The organism is Xylanibacter sp. (assembly GCF_057607445.1).
The window spans coordinates 20,569-36,781 of the sequence record NZ_DBLZAX010000011.1 but is presented as its reverse complement, the minus strand read 5'-3'; the positions used below and the strand labels follow the sequence as shown (position 1 = coordinate 36,781).

Below are 16,213 nucleotides of genomic sequence, written 5' to 3'. Positions count from 1 at the left end.
TGATACTTATTCCAAACAGAGTGCAAAATTACTAACTTTTTCTGAATAAGCAAAACATTTTCGCTAATAATCAAATATTTATCTTTTTTTAGCACTATTAAAGAAAGTCAAGACTGATACTTGAGAGTTCTTAATCGCACAAGAAGACAATCAAACGGCTCAAGGCATCCATCAATGCTTTTCAGCATCTGTTGGCGCTTCCTCTGCAAGTCTGTCTGTCAGATACTGCAAGAACAACTGCAAAGCCTTGCTTGTGGCATTAGCCAAGTTCAGGTCGCGGCCTTTATCTTCCTCAAGTTTTAAAGTCACGATGTCATCAGCACTTCCGCATGCTATCCAAATAGTTCCAACGGGGTTCTCGTGTGTGCCTCCTGACGGTCCAGCTATTCCTGTTGCAGAGATTGCATAGTCAACATTAAGCAATTTTATTGCTCCTTTAACCATCTCAATGGCTACTTCCTCACATACAGCTGTCTTTTCTTCAAGAATCTCATGACTTACTCCCAACACCTTTTCCTTAACTTCATTGGTATATGAGACTATGCTGCCCTTAAAATAGTTTGACGCTCCGGGCATAAGGACTATTGCTTCAGCTATACGGCCACCCGTGCAGCTCTCCGCCGTACCTAATGTCTTGCCTTTTTCCCAAATAAACTGACTTATCTCTCTGCTGAGTATTTTGTTTTCGAAATCCATATTTAATTTATTTATTGAAAAGTTACTTTTGAAAATGCCGGTTTATCTATTGAGCAATAGTCATTGTCAAGATATTTATAATAGCCCGTTATGCCAATCATAGCCGCATTATCGGTGGTATAGCTGAACTTCGGTATATAAATTGTCCAACCATACTTCTCCGCATGCTCATGGAAGGCATTGCGCAATCCGTTATTTGCGCTGACACCTCCGGCAACAGCCACATGCTTGATATTTGTCTGCTTTACGGCAAGACGGAGTTTCTTCATCAATATATCAACAATTGTATACTCAAGGCTGGCAGCCAAGTCTTCCTTATGATGCTCTATAAAATCAGGATCGTCCTTTATCCACTCACGCAAACTATAAAGGAAAGACGTCTTCAGTCCGCTGAAGCTATAATTAAATCCTGGTATATGCGGCTCGGCAAACTTATAGGCATGAGGATTACCCTGACGGGCCAGTCTGTCTATAATCGGGCCACCAGGATAACCCAGCCCCATTACCTTTGAACACTTATCGATAGCCTCACCTGCAGCATCATCAATAGTCTGTCCGAGCACCTGCATGTCATTATAGGCATTAACCTTCACTATCTGCGAATTGCCGCCACTAACGAGCAGGCAGATAAACGGCAATGGAGGAGCAGAATGGTCGTCGTCGCTCTCTTTAATAAAGTGAGCCATGACATGCCCCTGCAAGTGATTGACATCAATAAGAGGAATGCCTAACGAACGGGCCATACCCTTTGCAAAGCTGACTCCAACAAGCAACGAGCCCATAAGTCCCGGACCGCGCGTGAAGGCAATGGCAGACAGCTGTTCTTTCTCAATACCGGCACGCTTCAAAGCCTGATCAACAACCGGAACGACATTTTGCTGATGCGCACGCGAAGCAAGCTCTGGCACAACGCCTCCATAAGCCTTATGCACTTCCTGAGAAGCCGTCACATTGCTCAACAGCACGCCGTTGCGAAGAACAGCAGCAGAAGTGTCGTCGCAGCTGCTTTCTATACCTAATATATATACGTCATTCATAATCTAAAATCATTCTGAAAGAATTTCCACACCATGTTCAGTCATAAGGAAAGTGTGTTCCCATTGTGCACTCGGCTTCTCATCACCGGTTATCACTTCCCAGCCATACTTGTCATCAGCATCAATGAACACCTGCCATGTTCCCATATTTATCATCGGCTCAATAGTAAACACCATGCCAGGCACAATAAGCATGCCCGTTCCGCGGTGACCAAAATGCAGAACCTCAGGCTCTTCATGGAACTTAAGCCCCACTCCGTGGCCACAAAGATCACGCACGACACCATAATGATATTTCTCGGCATGCTTCTGTATCGCATGTCCGATATCGCCTACAAAGCAATATGGCTTAGCGGCCTCTGCTCCAATCTCAAGACATTCCTTGGCAACACGGACCAGCTGCTCCTTCTCAGGTGTGGTCTTGCCGATAATGAACATTCTGGAAGCGTCGGCATAATATCCGTCAAGTATTGTAGTAAAGTCGACGTTAATAATATCTCCTTCCTTAAGCACATCTTCTTCCTTAGGTATGCCATGACATACGACTTCGTTTATGCTTGTACATACACTCTTAGGATATCCCTCATAATTAAGGCAAGCCGGTGTGCCGCCATGGCTCACACAATAGTCATAACAGATTTTGTCTATCTCAAGAGTATTCATTCCTTCATGAATATTCTTGGCCACTTCGTCTAACACTTCTGTGTTGATAACTCCGCTTCGTCTTATACCTTCAATCTGCTCGGGAGTTTTTATCAGGTCACGCGTAGGAACAAGTTTACCCTTGTTTTCCCAATACATAACCTGTTTATCCATGTCAGTAATCGGCTGACCAGAGAGACAATGCCATCTCCTTTTTTTCTTGAAAACCATTTTATATTATTTTAAACGCCTACAAAAGTAGCAATTTATTACAACATCTTATCTGTATATGTCTGAAATTCCGCACAAACATGCCGAATGATTTCATAAATGAAGAAGTGAGCGAAGCTCACCGGTCCAGTCAGAACCGTTATCCGGGCACATTGTAATGAACCCCAATTTGCCTGCAGCCTCAACATTGCGCGGACCGTCATCGACAAAGAGTGTCTCTTCCGGCAGGATATTTTCGTTGTCAAGCACTTGTCTGAAAAAATCAGGCGCAGGTTTCATTATGCCAAGACGATAGCTCAAATATAGAGCATCGAAATAGTCGTTGAGAGATGAGCCTTTTCCGTCGAATTCACTGCTCAACGCCCAATCCATCATAAACGGATTAGTGTTAGACAGAAGAATAAGACGATAGCCCTTGGCACGAAGCTCTTTCAGCAAGTCAAGATTGCGCTGCGGAACATCTTTACGATAGCCAAGCCATGCATGCTTACACTCATCGAACGTAAGTTCGTGCCCTGTCAGGCTGCTGAGTTTGCTGCGAAAATCCTCTGCAGTAATCTTTCCTTCCTCGAGATTTCCGAAGATGCCTGACTGCGTGTAAGAATCAAGATAGCGCTCGGCATCAGACAGACCGAGAGCCTTGAAACGGCGCAAAGCCTCTGCAGGGTCAAGGGTCATAATGACGCCGCCCAAATCAAAAACTATATTCTTTATGACACGTTCCATAATAAAGCCAACGTTTTAACTTAATAATGCTTCATAGCCCTGTCCATCTCGCGCCGGTCTTCTTTCTCCTTCATCGTCTGACGCTTGTCAAATTCCTTCTTACCTTTAGCCAAGGCTATATCCATCTTTGCCCGTCCATGATCGTCAATAAACACCAATATGGGCACTATGGTGAAACCAACTTGTTTGGTGGCTTCCTGAAGTTTATGAATCTCGCGTTTATTCAGAAGTAGCTTACGGTCGCGTTTTGCCTCATGGTTGTTATATGAGCCGAAGAAATAAGGCGAAATGTTCATTCCCTTGACCCATATCTCGCCATTGTGTATATAGCAGAAGCTGTCAACAAGCGAAGCCTTGCCAAGCCGAATCGACTTTATCTCTGTACCGGTAAGCACAATACCGGCTGTGTATGTATCAACAAAAAAATACTCGAAAGAGGCTTTCTTGTTACGGATGCTTACCGGACTTTTCTTTCTAAGCAGTTCTTCTTCTTTGTTCATTTTTCAATCTGTTTTATTCCTCAACCGTTACAAAACGTTCGATATGCTCATCCACGTAACAGGCCACCATCCCTGTCCAGGTCTCTTCGTTCTCAACGAACAAGTCATCGAGGTCGTCAAATTCGGGATATTGCTCAAACATAGCCATAAACTCATCGTCGGTGCACTCGCGCTCTATTTCATTCTTATATTTGAAATAAAGCTTTCCGGCCTTTTTTACAAGACTTGCCAGCTCGTCTATGCCCCACCCTTTTATCGCTTTTGCAAAAGGGTTGCGGAACAGGAAACTTCCATATCCGTTATAAATCAGCTGAACAAAACCTCCATCCATCACCTCATTATGCAGTATGTCATATGCAAGAAGCGTTATCTGATCTGAATTGAGTTCTGCCATTGTGTCGGCTGTAAGTTCTCCGCCCACGCTCGCCATTATTGCGTCTGTAAACACTTTCAAGAACTCATCCATACCTGCCGAAGCAGCATTGCGCAAATCAGAATCTTTAACTTTGGCTATATTCATATATCTTTCGTTTACCGGTAATTATCATGCAAAGATAACGCAAAATAAAAACAACACAAAATAAATATCTGATTTTATTGACATTGTAGACTATCGGAGCATGTCAAAATCAAAAAATTATATGACACAACGCAACGACACCATAGCCGGAACATGCCACAATGACATTAAGACAAAACGGTTATTGTTCTCAAAAAGGACAAAACGCGAACGCTTCAAAAATAAAAAATCAGGACATTATTATTTTTTGTTTTAGAAAATGCAACGTTAATCAAGATTAAAAACATGAATATCATACCGGCCGATTGTTAACACACGTTCACTATTAGACGCGTATTTATAATTATTTTAAGTGATTTTCAATACAAAAATCACTTAAATCCGAAGCAAAAAGCAATGAATTAGGCCACAAAACATGGCATATCAGACTGCAAAAAGCCGTATTTTACATATGCGGAGTGCTACAGTTTTTAGTCAAAAGAAAGTAACACGCTTATAATCAAGCACTTGCAGTAAATGAGTATTTTAGCGCATTTTCCCATCAAACTACAAATTCCAAAACGCGACAGGCATTTCAGGAGCGTTAAATGTCACAACAGCAATAAACGGCTTGTTCCGAAATAAAACAATTATACATGCGACAAAAGCTATAAATAGAAGCCCAAATCATTTATAAGGGCAACAGAATAATGACAAAAGCATTATTTAAAATAAAAAAGAATGCTGAAACTACACAAAATAGGCAGACCGCCTGCAGGGATAACCAAAAGCAATAAACAGAATTTCTTTGCGTTATATATTATAAAAAAAGACCTTATGAAGAAAACTATACTTTTAACATTGCTGACATCACTCATCACGTGCGCCAATGCACAAAGGCATGAAATTTATGACCCAAACATAAAGTCGCTGCAAGTGGTGGCCGGACAAAACTGGATGTCGCTGCCTGTGATAAAACTAAGAGGAAACAGTCCTAACGACATTATAAACATCGGGTTCGATGATCTCACGCATTCTTATCACAGATATGTATACAAAATTGAGCACTGCAATGCAGACTGGACGGTGTCAGACGGGCTTTTTACCAGCGACTACATCGAAGGATTTGCAGACGGAAGCACCATAGACGATAATGAAGAGTCGATAAACACAAACGTACTTTACACACACTACAAGCTGCGCATACCGAACGAAGACTGCCAACTGAAGATGAGCGGCAACTACAAACTTACTGTTTATGACGAAAACGACAACAACCGGCGTGTGTTTACGGCATGCTTCATGGTGCTCGAGCCTCAAATGGGATTGCAGCTAAGCGTTACGACAAACACAGATCTCGACTTTAACAAGGCTCATCAGCAAGTGTCGATGCAGCTGAGCTATGGCAACATCAACGTAACCGACCCGACATCACAGATTAAAACTGCCGTAATGCAAAACGGAAGATGGTATAACGCCAAGCTGAATGCAAAACCGCAATACATCATGCCCAATGGCCTTAAATGGGACCACAACAGAGACCTGATATTTCCTGCCGGAAACGAATATCACAAATTTGAAGTTCTTGACGTCAGCCACCCGACAATGGGCATCGACCGCATTGACTGGGACGGCAAGAACTATAATGTATATCCGTTCATGTGCGAGCCGCGGCTGAATTATGTCTACGATGAAGATGCCAACGGAGCATTCTACATACGCAACAGTGACAATATTGAGAACGACATTTCGTCAGAATACGTATTCGTGCACTACAGGCTGAAATGCCCTCAGAAAGTCAACGGCACAGTATATCTGAATGCCACATGGACCAACGACTGGTTTACGCCTGACTACCAAATGACATACAACGATGCCACTCTGTGCTATGAAGCAACAATAATGCAGAAACAAGGTTACTACTCATATCAAATTGTGATGCTCGACAACTCCGGTACTGTGCAGATTATGCCTACTGAAGGAAGTTTCTATCAGACAGAAAATAAATATCAGGCCTTAGTCTACTACAGAGGTCAGGGAGAACGTACTGACAGACTTGTGGCATATCAGGAGGTTCAGATAAAATAGTAACACGAGAATACTTTTATAAAAACAGGGCGGCTTTATTTTAAACCGCCCTATTTTTATGCCAAACCAACATTCTGCGCATGTGTATTGAAATGTCTGACATCGTCTCACACATCAACTTGCAATTAACCATAAGATTATTTCGCAGAATCATAAGTTAGCCCAAACAAACAATACCACGCAAATACACCCATTTGTCATAATAAAAGATTAAAGAAATGGCAACCACCACACAAAAGGAAACATCAAAACAAGACGCGGAAAACGCTAAAGACAAAAGGAGACAGCCTGCATGTCAAGAAAAATAACATGGCAGATATTTTCACCTTATGAGTGTAAATATCTGCCATAATTATATTTATACCTAAGCAAATCGAGACTGTTTATCTGGCTGTATAATTGTTTTTCCTACATACTGCATGTAGGTGTTGCAGCCATAATAGCCTAGAAGTGATAACCTAACGTGAGCAAAAGCTGATGGCGCTTGTTTGAAACGTTCACAGCATCGCAAATGTTATTATTTTCAGGCGTATCCTGAGGTCCTGCATAATAATTAGTGAACGGGCTGAAATCACCGTCCTGAACAGTATACTGGTATGCAAGGTCTAAAGACATCTTGCCTATGTTATATCCCAGACCACATGTTATACGGTTAGTTGCCTTCCAGTTTGTATAATCTGTCGAAGAACTGTAATACGAACCGGGAGAGTTTATTGTTCCGTCTTTATATCCATATTTCTCATACATCGGCGAAACATAATTATATCCAAATCGTAAAGACAATTTTGCATCCGGCTTAAACTCAACACCAAGTTTCAGCGTGCTGACACCTTTCAGAGTGTTTTCTGTATGATTGTTCATTGCGTTATCGCTTGCACTGCTCTCCCAATATTCATCATAATACCAGTCATATCCTCCGCCAGTGTTTACTCTTGAATCAATACATCCATAATCGGCATACTCATATCCTGCACCGATGGCCAGATAATTACCCACTGTGGTACCAAGGCTCACGCCAAACTTCCAAGGTGTATAAAGTTTAAAGTCATAGCTCTCGCCTATTTCGCCAGAATCATACATGCCTACACTTGAGTTGTTTGCCAAGGTTGTATAGTTTGACGTTGTCAAATCATACCATGTAGGCGTTGCAACAGAAAGACCTATACGGAAAGGTGATGTCTCTATAGGACGTATAATGACACCTGCCTTAACATTAACTCCACTTCCACTTATACGACGTTCATCTGCAAGAGTAACATTTCCCACAGATCCACCGTCAGCATCTACAAGAGCCTCGGTATATTCACTATAGCCCTTATAGTTTACATCGCTTATTCCTACGGTAAGACCAAGGTATACACGATCGTTTATATTACCGCTGATGTTAAAGTCATACTCGCCTATATAACCGGTATTGGCGCGGTTGAACATATAATTGGTTGCATTGTTATAATAGAATGCGCCGTCTGCATCAGAAAGCAAGGCATTGTAGTACAGATAGTCAACTTGGCTAAATGAATTATCATCTGCAAGGAATGTACCATTATCGTTATAAATATTAAACACACCTTCAGCTCCCTTCATGTAAGACAGTTTATTCTGTGACGCGCCCTTAAGAGCACCGGCAGCAGAAAGTATGTAATTGAAATTACGGCTCTTGTGATAATTGAACGCAAGGTTCAGAAAAGAGTTTCGTCCCGTACGCTTTGAATACACAAAACCAGCCTGATCAAAGCTCATGTTCGTTGTATTACCGTTTGCAAAACTTTTACCGTCCTGCTGTGACACGAAGCCAAACGAAACATTTGCCATCGAATGGCGGAACAGACCTATACCGGCTGGGTTTGTACCAATAGTCGAAATATCTGCACCTAAAGCATCAAGCGCACCTCCCATACCTACATAACGGGCTGTGCCGTTGAGGTCTTCGCCTGCAATATTGGCATTTTCATAAGTCTCTTGCGCCGACATATATGATGCAAAAAGAGTTGACGCGAATATAATTAGTAAACGTCTCATAGTCAAAATATTTTTATGTAACAAAATTTATCTCACCCAACAAACTATCTACGACCGCCGAAGTGTCCACCGCCACCACCTCCGCGGCTGCCGCCAAACGAACCACCACCGAAAGAGCCGCCGCCACGGCTACCGCCGAATGAGCTGCCATTGTTGTACGACGGACGAGGCATCGTGTTTTGATTATTGTAATTATTTCTGCGGTTACCGTTAAATCGGTTATAATTTGTATTCGAGTTATTGTTTCGGTCGTTGTAAGAACCACGGTTGGCGTTAGCACGGTTATTTGTGCCACGATAACCTCTGAAATTCTTGTTTACTCCTCCTGAGTGGCCGTAGTTCACACGCCCGTGATTGCTCGTTCCGGTTATGCCCCTATAGGGTCTGTAATATGAAACAGGCCAATACCACGAATGATACCATCCATAGCCCCAAGGCCTGTACCATCCATAATACCATGGATCATACCAAGGACCATACCAACCTGAATAAGCATACCAATATGGACTGCCATACCAATAAGGTCCATACCACCCATAATACCAAGGATCGTACCAATAAAAATCATCAAACCGGCTCATACGGCGGCTATACACATAGTCGTCCTCGGGATTATAACTTTCATCATACTCACCTTCCGCCCCTGCATATGCAGTTGTCTGCAACGAATCAGATGGGCTGAAGTCAATAACATCACTAGCTGTTGTGTCTGAGGCCTGGACGTATCCCTCATTACCCCAAAAGCCACGCCTGTTGTATTCGTCTACATCCATATGATTTTCATGATATGACGCAACAGGAGCCACTTCCTTCACAACTTTTTCTGTCTTCTTTGGCGTAAAATACATATCATCCTGGGCATATGCTCCTGACGATATCAGACCAAATAAAAATAATGCTAAAATATTTCTTTTCATAAACCCCACCTCCTAATATTATTATAAAATAATACCTTTGTCTTCATATTCTCTACACTTCTTAATTTTATAAGCAGATTTTCTTGTATGCAAAAATAAAATTTCTTGTAATGCAAAATTAGGGAAAAACCCTAAACCATAATAGGTTTTCCCCTATTTTTTATACATTTGCATAAAAATTTAACACGTAGTATGAAATATCTTGAAGTAAAATTCTGCATTACAGACAATCAAGGACGAAATATCGATGACGAAATGCTTCTGCAAGCAGCAAAAGACATTCTATGTGACTTTGCAGGCAATGCCGGCTTTGAGTCATTCGAAGATGTCATGTCGACTGTAACCGGTTACGTTCAGACACAAAACTTCAACAAAGAAGTTTTAGATGAATGTCTTAACAACTTTCCTATAGACGATATCCAGATAACCTATAACGTTGAAAATGCTGAGGACAAAAACTGGAATGCCGCATGGGAGGAGCAAGGTTTTAAACCTATACTCATTGAAAATAAATGTATAATACACGATAAGAACAATGTACCGCAACTTGTTGAAGACGAAAACCTGCTCAATATAACAATTGACACAGAACAGGCATTTGGCACAGGCAATCATGAAACGACATACATGATAATCAACGAGCTTTTTAACACAGAACTGAAAGATAAATTATTTTTAGATTGCGGATGTGGAACAGGCATTCTGTCGATAGTTGCATCTAAACTTGGCGCCAAAGCCGTAACTGCTTATGACATAGACGAATGGAGCGTAAGAAACACTACGCACAACTGCACTCTTAACAACGTTGAGAATGTGTCTGTACTATTGGGCGATTCAAATGTATTGAAAGATATAAAAGACAAATACGATGTAATAACAGCCAACATAAACAGAAATATTCTACTTGCCGACATGCATATGTTCAAACAGAAAATGTCTGCGGGAGCTGTGCTGATATTAAGCGGATTCTATACAAGTGACACTGAAATATTAGTAGAAAAGGCTAAATCGCTTAAACTGACCCTTATTGACAATAACAGCAAAAACGATTGGTGCATGCTCAAATTTAAAAATCTGGATTAATAATGAATAAAAAAGAAAAGCATCTTACTTAGTCTTTATATTTATTTCAATCGGCCAACAAGTATATCCAGCGACAAATAACAGTCATAGATTTAAATTTATAACTGTTGGCCGGTTGAAATATTTTGTTTTACATATTAACTATATACCGACACGCAAATAGCTTCTGTCGTCAAAAGACTTATTTCCTGCCATAAGTCCTTTTGTTGCTTTAAATGTATTCATACAAAGCGGATCGTTCTCCAACTGGCTTGCCAGCATAGCCTCACTTTCGTCTAAAGTCGGTTTCAAAAACGGATAACCGTCACTCGCCAAAACAAGCTCATTTATCCCTTCGTCAACATTTATCACACGAACTTTATCCATAGGTATATCAAAACCGTCAATAACAGCATAAGAAACATTCTGATATCTGCAGCATTTTACCAATTCCGGAAGTATACTTTCTCTTCCACAATCTTTTATACTTACACTTTCCGGTGTTATACCATTATTAATTGCTTCACGTAAAAATAAAGCTCTTTGTTCGGCTAATTCCTGTTCATAAGGCTTAGGATTATCATAAAAGCAACCACCAACAAGACACTGACAATCTCCAATCATCCATAGTTGCCTCAACTTGGAAGAATAAACAATCGCACTAGCTGTAAGACGCTCTTCGGGATGCAACTTCAATCTTTCGACATCTATTTTTAAATCTATGTATTTCGAATATATGGATTTTGTCATATATTGACAAAATCCATATACATCAATGTCACTAGAAATAGAATTTATACAATTCTTTATGAGTTCCATGCAATATCTGCCGTTAGAACACAAGCCGTTCATACGGATAGGTGTCTTGCTTGTACTTCCATCTATAACAGCAGCGAAATTCTCATTAACGATTATTCCGTCTTCGCACTCCTCTTGGCTTTTCTTTCCTACTACCAGTTGTTCTATTATTTTCATTCTTCGACTTGTTTGCGTAATTCTGCAATGGTCTTGGATATAGTTGCCTGATCAAATCCGGTCGTCCAAGCCTCATCAACTCATGTTCGATATTTCTTCTCTCCTCCGGCTTATACCAAAAGAAGAATTGCCTTTGGGCAAGTTTCTCACGTTGAGTTTTAGCCGAAAATACAGGTTCCAATGTATAAGGATCAAAACCGGTGTACCAAGCCTCTGTACTTACGGTCATTGGAGTTGGTGTAAAATCCTGCACCTGTTCCAGATGAAAATTTAAGTTTTTTGTCTTTACAGCAAGTTCTGCCATATCTTCTTCCTTACATCCGGGATGGCTGCTTATAAAATAAGGTATAATCTGCTGCCTTAAATTCTCCTTTGTGTTTATATAGTCAAATATCTTTTTAAAAGACTCAAACTGAGAGAATGGAGGCTTACGCATTAACTTTAACACCCTATCAGATGTATGTTCAGGCGCAACTTTCAGTCTGCCGCTAACATGCCTGCAAATCAGTTCGCGTGTATACTCTTTTGCAGCTTTATTAATATTCTCATCATCACTTCTATGAAGCAACAAATCGTAACGTACACCGCTTCCTATAAAACTCTTCTTTATGCCGGGTAGTGAGTCTACGGCCTTATATACATCCAGCAATGGGCGATGGTCTGTATTAAGATTCTTACATATATTAGGATTTATACATGACGGCCGTTTGCATTTTTCACAAATAGACTTATTCTTTCCCGACATGGCATACATATTAGCTGACGGGCCTCCCAAATCACTTATGTATCCTTTAAAGTCAGGCATTTCGATAACCTTCTTAACCTCTTTAAGTATGCTTTGCTTACTTCTTGAAACGATAAACTTACCTTGATGGGCACTTATCGTACAAAAAGCACACCCGCCAAAACATCCACGATGAATGTTTACAGAATGTTTTATCATCTCATAAGCAGGAATACGCTTATTTTTATATTTCGGATGAGGAAGTCTGGTATACGGCAAATCATAACAACTGTCAAGTTCCTCTGTTGTCATGGGGGGATAAGGAGGATTTACGACAGCATAATACCCGTCAACTTCTTGCAGAAGTCTGTGCGCATGTAACATGTTTGACTCTTCCTCTATATGCCTGAAATTCTCTGCCTGAAACTTCTTATTTACAAGACATTCCTCATGAGAATGCAAGATAAGATCATCGGATTTAATGTCATTGGCAAAATCTTTCTTCTTTATGAGATACACAGTTTGCGGTATATCATGTATTTCATGAATGTTGCGTCTCTCCAGCAACTCTTTACAAAGTGCAGTAATCGGTTTCTCCCCCATTCCATAAATAATCATGTCCGCTCCTGAATCACACAGAATACATTTCTTCAGTTCATCTTTCCAATAATCATAATGAGTAAGCCTGCGCAAAGAAGCTTCAATACCACCTAATATAATTGGAACATCAGGATATAATTTACGTAGGATATGACTGTAAACAACTGTCGGGTACTCAGGTCTGCAATCATGCCTGCCATCCGGACTATATGCATCTTCAGAACGAAGACGGCGATTGGCCGTATATTTATTAACCATAGAGTCCATACATCCTGGCGCTATACCAAAGAACAGCCTCGGACGTCCCAGCTTTTTAAAGTCACGGAAATCACCATGCCAGTCAGGTTGCGGAACAATTGCGACACGTAAGCCCTGTGCCTCCAAAGTTCTCGCAATAACAGCACAGCCAAAAGAAGGATGATCTACATAAGCGTCTCCTGAGAACAAGATAACATCAAGTTCATCCCATCCTCTAAGTTCAACCTCCTTTTTAGTTGTAGGTATCCAGTCTGAAAGCCTATAATCAGTCATTTACTTTATTTTCGTTATCGTCAGATGACTTGTTTTCATTTTCCCATTTGATAAACAACAACACGAGCTGATACAAGCCAAAAGCCTTCATGTTATTATTATAAATCACATCAAGGCACAAATCAAGAAGTTCCTTATCAACCTCGGCAGAAGACTCCAACATAGACCTGACATTAAGTTTAAGTTTATCAAGCACCGGTTCATCAATAATGCCGTTACTGTCAATAAGATTCTTCAAAAGAGAATACTTCTTTATTGTATTCAGATGCTCTTCCGTCACTGCTATATTTCTTGTTCCAGATGCGTTTGCTTGAATTTTGTAAGTTTCCATATTATAATCTATTTAAAAATAAAATTAAGAATTCCTGTCATTACTGCCGCACGTTTCTTTTCTGACGTTATACACTCGAAGGGGAAACCCATTGTAAAAGAACGATGCTCCTTACCGTCATAAGCGACACATATAGAATTTCCTGTTCCATCTGTTAATGCACAAAAAGCCGGACTAACAGGGCTCAACACATCAATATAAGGAGAAGCATAATGTACATCATTGTACATACTAAAGATTTCAAATGAGGTATTCATTCCTTCTACCTTATTATTTGTCCGCATATCAATTATTCCGTTATGTGTAACGTGCAAAACATCATTTAAAAATTTCTGTTCTTTATTACTTTTCATGTCGCTTCCTATATAAGCTCCACTGACTATAAGATTTCCATTGTATTCCGTAAGTTTCTTTTGGAAAGAAGAAGAAAACGTCTTATAATAATTTAAAGAATAGCCATCATCCTTTTCCAATCCTAAAATGACATCAACGCAGTCATAATTGCCAAGCACAACCTTACCATTTTCAATTGAAGATTTTGAGCAACTTACAATATTATACTTATTTGATGCCATAATAGCCTTAGCATGTTCTGGTATGTAGTTAAACTCATTACCTTTTATTATAAATCCTTCAAGTTCACTTCCGCTGTAACCGAGTCCACCCGGCCCCTCTATTCCCAGCTTTGTCTTGTCAAAACATATCTGGCTACCGCAAAGACCTAAAGTTTTACCTTCAGTTACCCCTAAATCTTTATTCAAGTCAAAGCCCTGCTGAGATTCATCATCAATTACAGCCGGTGCAGAAAGACGCTGAAATCCATTAACAATAAGAACGTCTTTTGCGGCATTTGAATGATATACAGCAGATATAACTTCAGAAGTAAAACTTTCACCGCCATCATTCGCTGCAGAAACCTTGAAATTATACAACAAACCAGGCTGCAACTTTATTTTACATGCTGTACCTGTTATCTTAATGCCATTATCAAACCCGGCGTTGCCTGCGGACGTATAAAGTATATATGAACTTGGCACAGCCGTTGGTTCTGTCTTATCAATCTGAGCATCCCATTTCAACAGGATCGTATCGTTTGCATAAAATTCAGCCCTAAAGTCAACAGGAGTCAAAGGCGTAACAACATAAGGCTTTTTATGCATTTCAGAAGAAAAGCGTAATATAGACTTATATATACTACGGGCTAACGTAAATCTAAAATTGGGGTCCTGGCCATAAATCATGTCTGGGAAATTCTGATGCGACAGCGTTTCCAATATAGCTGATGTAACCTGCGGACACCGAGTCTCTGCATAATTTTTATCATATACTTCCCGTTTCGTCCATTTTTTATATTGAGACTTAATATCTTTATTCACGCCGTCAAGCAACATTCCTGCAAACTTTTTAGAATTTGAGCGTGAAAGTCCTGAATAAAAAATACCGTCATTAGGGAATGTCGTACTAATAGCCAACGTACCTATTATAGACGAATAATCATTAGCAACTCCTGCATCACTATGTATTGCCAAAGACAATTCTATAGGGACATTCAATCCATTCATTGTTGGAGCGAAACAAGAACCTCCCGCAAGCCAATTTGCCATGAACGGCCTGGTGTATATATCTTCCTTATAATCGTCTTCACCATTTTTCGACCGGTATACACTGTCTGGAGCACCAGCCCACTGAGCATAGTAACGAGCCCCTTCAAGGCATCTGGGCAAACCGCTTATAATGTTATTTCGCTTAACATTACCCATACCGCCTCCAAACCTAACCGCGTCGGCTGTTACAAATCCATTATACGCACTCTCATTCGTCAGAACAACACGATTACCGGAATTACATCCTGAATCAAAATCGAAGGTGCCAAGATAAACCCATGTGCCTCCTCCCATCTGCTGATTAACATAAAAGACAGTCTTACGTCCTTGATGATACACTATATACTGAGCATCCGGGATGCTTTTCTTATGTGTGGGATAACTGACATAAACAGCATATTGACCTCTTTCCGGGAAATTCGGCTGGTATGATATCTCACAATTCCTCACGGCAGAAGCCTTAGCCGCCCTGGTTGTTCCTTTTTCAAAAGGATTCTCGCCATCATCATAATACTTTTCTGTATTGGCAAAGCCCTTTATTCCCGCATCTTTCCATTCTGTGCCGACATTTATCTCTGTATAATAAGGCAAAAGCGTCTTATTATCATTATCAATAATTATCTCGTTCTTTTGCCAGTCACGTTCGCGTGGTGTAAAGACCACAGCCCCTGCCTTCTCAAGCATGGGAATTAAATACGGCACGACTATTGTTTGTGTGTACAGATCCTCATTCGTGCAGAATAGGTTTGGCCTCTGCCATTGCCACCTATTTTTATTCTTATTATAATATCTGCCATGGCTGGCATAAACAGAGAGATGTCGATTTTGCAGTCCCTTTGTTATACTTATCGGTCTCGAACCATTATAAACCCATGGTATTCCCTTGTACTCGATATCCTCCTTTATTTCTCTTTTCTTTTCTGAAGTCTCCTTTTTGTCCTTCTTGCCTTGTGAAGACACTATTTTACGATGTGTCCCGCATGAGACAAGGAGTATACTAAATAAGAACAAAAAAAATTTCTTTTGCATAA

14 protein-coding genes are annotated in these 16,213 nt (G+C 40.5%); 2 read left to right on the top strand and 12 right to left on the bottom strand.

The window, feature by feature from the left end; all coding sequences use genetic code 11:
- Positions 1–171: 171 nt before the first annotated feature.
- The 6 genes from ACZMIG_RS09645 to ACZMIG_RS09620 all read right to left on the bottom strand — a co-directional run bounded on the left by ACZMIG_RS09645 (position 172) and on the right by ACZMIG_RS09620 (position 4,352).
- Entirely contained in the window at positions 172–696 is a 525-nt protein-coding gene (locus tag ACZMIG_RS09645; protein WP_418874785.1) for a CinA family protein, read from the bottom strand.
- Positions 697–707: 11 nt separating this feature from the next.
- Entirely contained in the window at positions 708–1,733 is a 1,026-nt protein-coding gene (gene tsaD, locus ACZMIG_RS09640; RefSeq protein WP_418874786.1) for a tRNA (adenosine(37)-N6)-threonylcarbamoyltransferase complex transferase subunit TsaD, read from the bottom strand.
- A 9-nt stretch (positions 1,734–1,742) separates the two neighbouring features.
- On the bottom strand, positions 1,743–2,606 hold the full coding sequence (map, locus tag ACZMIG_RS09635; RefSeq protein WP_021854953.1) for a type I methionyl aminopeptidase: 864 nt from the start codon (positions 2,604–2,606) through the stop codon (positions 1,743–1,745).
- A gap of 93 nt (positions 2,607–2,699) precedes the next feature.
- The gene (locus tag ACZMIG_RS09630; RefSeq protein WP_302697935.1) at positions 2,700–3,332 is read right to left on the bottom strand and encodes an HAD family hydrolase; all 633 of its coding nucleotides are present in this window, start codon (positions 3,330–3,332) and stop codon (positions 2,700–2,702) included.
- 20 nt (positions 3,333–3,352) lie between these two features.
- The gene (smpB, locus tag ACZMIG_RS09625; protein WP_021854955.1) at positions 3,353–3,832 is read right to left on the bottom strand and encodes an SsrA-binding protein SmpB; all 480 of its coding nucleotides are present in this window, start codon (positions 3,830–3,832) and stop codon (positions 3,353–3,355) included.
- A gap of 13 nt (positions 3,833–3,845) precedes the next feature.
- Positions 3,846–4,352: a DMP19 family protein gene (locus tag ACZMIG_RS09620; RefSeq protein ID WP_021854956.1), complete on the bottom strand. Its 507-nt coding sequence runs from the start codon at positions 4,350–4,352 to the stop codon at positions 3,846–3,848.
- An 816-nt stretch (positions 4,353–5,168) separates the two neighbouring features.
- On the opposite strand from ACZMIG_RS09620, the gene ACZMIG_RS09615 reads away from it, so the two are divergent.
- Complete coding sequence (locus ACZMIG_RS09615; RefSeq protein WP_021854957.1) at positions 5,169–6,419, top strand: type IX secretion system plug protein; 1,251 nt, start codon at positions 5,169–5,171, stop codon at positions 6,417–6,419.
- Positions 6,420–6,863: 444 nt separating this feature from the next.
- Here ACZMIG_RS09615 and ACZMIG_RS09610 read toward each other — a convergent pair whose 3' ends face one another.
- Together ACZMIG_RS09610 and ACZMIG_RS09605 are read right to left on the bottom strand one after the other, a co-directional pair.
- A complete protein-coding gene (locus ACZMIG_RS09610; protein ID WP_418874787.1) occupies positions 6,864–8,438 on the bottom strand; it encodes an OmpP1/FadL family transporter in 1,575 nt (524 codons plus the stop codon).
- A 44-nt stretch (positions 8,439–8,482) separates the two neighbouring features.
- The gene (locus tag ACZMIG_RS09605; RefSeq protein ID WP_443982894.1) at positions 8,483–9,355 is read right to left on the bottom strand and encodes a hypothetical protein; all 873 of its coding nucleotides are present in this window, start codon (positions 9,353–9,355) and stop codon (positions 8,483–8,485) included.
- A gap of 192 nt (positions 9,356–9,547) precedes the next feature.
- Between ACZMIG_RS09605 and prmA the strand changes: the two genes are divergently transcribed.
- On the top strand, positions 9,548–10,438 hold the full coding sequence (prmA, locus tag ACZMIG_RS09600) for a 50S ribosomal protein L11 methyltransferase (protein WP_302433549.1): 891 nt from the start codon (positions 9,548–9,550) through the stop codon (positions 10,436–10,438).
- Positions 10,439–10,579: 141 nt separating this feature from the next.
- Here the strand turns inward: prmA and ACZMIG_RS09595 are convergent, their stop codons facing one another.
- The 4 genes from ACZMIG_RS09595 to ACZMIG_RS09580 are packed head-to-tail and all read right to left on the bottom strand — an operon-like array spanning position 10,580 to position 16,211.
- On the bottom strand, positions 10,580–11,392 hold the full coding sequence (locus ACZMIG_RS09595; RefSeq protein WP_418874789.1) for a hypothetical protein: 813 nt from the start codon (positions 11,390–11,392) through the stop codon (positions 10,580–10,582).
- Entirely contained in the window at positions 11,322–13,247 is a 1,926-nt protein-coding gene (locus ACZMIG_RS09590) for a YgiQ family radical SAM protein (RefSeq protein WP_418874790.1), read from the bottom strand. The genes ACZMIG_RS09595 and ACZMIG_RS09590 overlap by 71 nt, the downstream gene beginning before the upstream one ends.
- Positions 13,240–13,578 carry a DUF8442 family protein gene (locus ACZMIG_RS09585; protein WP_021854964.1) on the bottom strand — a complete coding sequence of 113 codons (339 nt, stop codon included), beginning with the start codon at positions 13,576–13,578 and terminating at the stop codon, positions 13,240–13,242. Before ACZMIG_RS09585 ends, ACZMIG_RS09590 begins: the two co-directional genes overlap by 8 nt.
- 8 nt (positions 13,579–13,586) lie before the next feature.
- Entirely contained in the window at positions 13,587–16,211 is a 2,625-nt protein-coding gene (locus ACZMIG_RS09580) for a golvesin C-terminal-like domain-containing protein (protein ID WP_418874791.1), read from the bottom strand.
- Positions 16,212–16,213 lie beyond the last annotated feature (2 nt).

Excerpts from the sequence above, each read along its gene's own strand:
- map (WP_021854953.1), bottom strand. The coding sequence starts at position 2,606 with ATGGTTTTCAAGAAAAAAAGGAGATGGCATTGTCTCTCTGGTCAGCCG.
- ACZMIG_RS09585 (WP_021854964.1), bottom strand. The coding sequence starts at position 13,578 with ATGGAAACTTACAAAATTCAAGCAAACGCATCTGGAACAAGAAATATA.
- tsaD (WP_418874786.1), bottom strand. The coding sequence starts at position 1,733 with ATGAATGACGTATATATATTAGGTATAGAAAGCAGCTGCGACGACACT.
- ACZMIG_RS09620 (WP_021854956.1), bottom strand. The coding sequence starts at position 4,352 with ATGAATATAGCCAAAGTTAAAGATTCTGATTTGCGCAATGCTGCTTCG.
- prmA (WP_302433549.1), top strand. The coding sequence starts at position 9,548 with ATGAAATATCTTGAAGTAAAATTCTGCATTACAGACAATCAAGGACGA.
- ACZMIG_RS09630 (WP_302697935.1), bottom strand. The coding sequence starts at position 3,332 with ATGGAACGTGTCATAAAGAATATAGTTTTTGATTTGGGCGGCGTCATT.
- ACZMIG_RS09645 (WP_418874785.1), bottom strand. The coding sequence starts at position 696 with ATGGATTTCGAAAACAAAATACTCAGCAGAGAGATAAGTCAGTTTATT.
- ACZMIG_RS09610 (WP_418874787.1), bottom strand. The coding sequence starts at position 8,438 with ATGAGACGTTTACTAATTATATTCGCGTCAACTCTTTTTGCATCATAT.
- ACZMIG_RS09615 (WP_021854957.1), top strand. The coding sequence starts at position 5,169 with ATGAAGAAAACTATACTTTTAACATTGCTGACATCACTCATCACGTGC.
- ACZMIG_RS09595 (WP_418874789.1), bottom strand. The coding sequence starts at position 11,392 with ATGAAAATAATAGAACAACTGGTAGTAGGAAAGAAAAGCCAAGAGGAG.
- ACZMIG_RS09590 (WP_418874790.1), bottom strand. The coding sequence starts at position 13,247 with ATGACTGATTATAGGCTTTCAGACTGGATACCTACAACTAAAAAGGAG.
- smpB (WP_021854955.1), bottom strand. The coding sequence starts at position 3,832 with ATGAACAAAGAAGAAGAACTGCTTAGAAAGAAAAGTCCGGTAAGCATC.
- ACZMIG_RS09580 (WP_418874791.1), bottom strand. The coding sequence starts at position 16,211 with ATGCAAAAGAAATTTTTTTTGTTCTTATTTAGTATACTCCTTGTCTCA.
- ACZMIG_RS09605 (WP_443982894.1), bottom strand. The coding sequence starts at position 9,355 with ATGAAAAGAAATATTTTAGCATTATTTTTATTTGGTCTGATATCGTCA.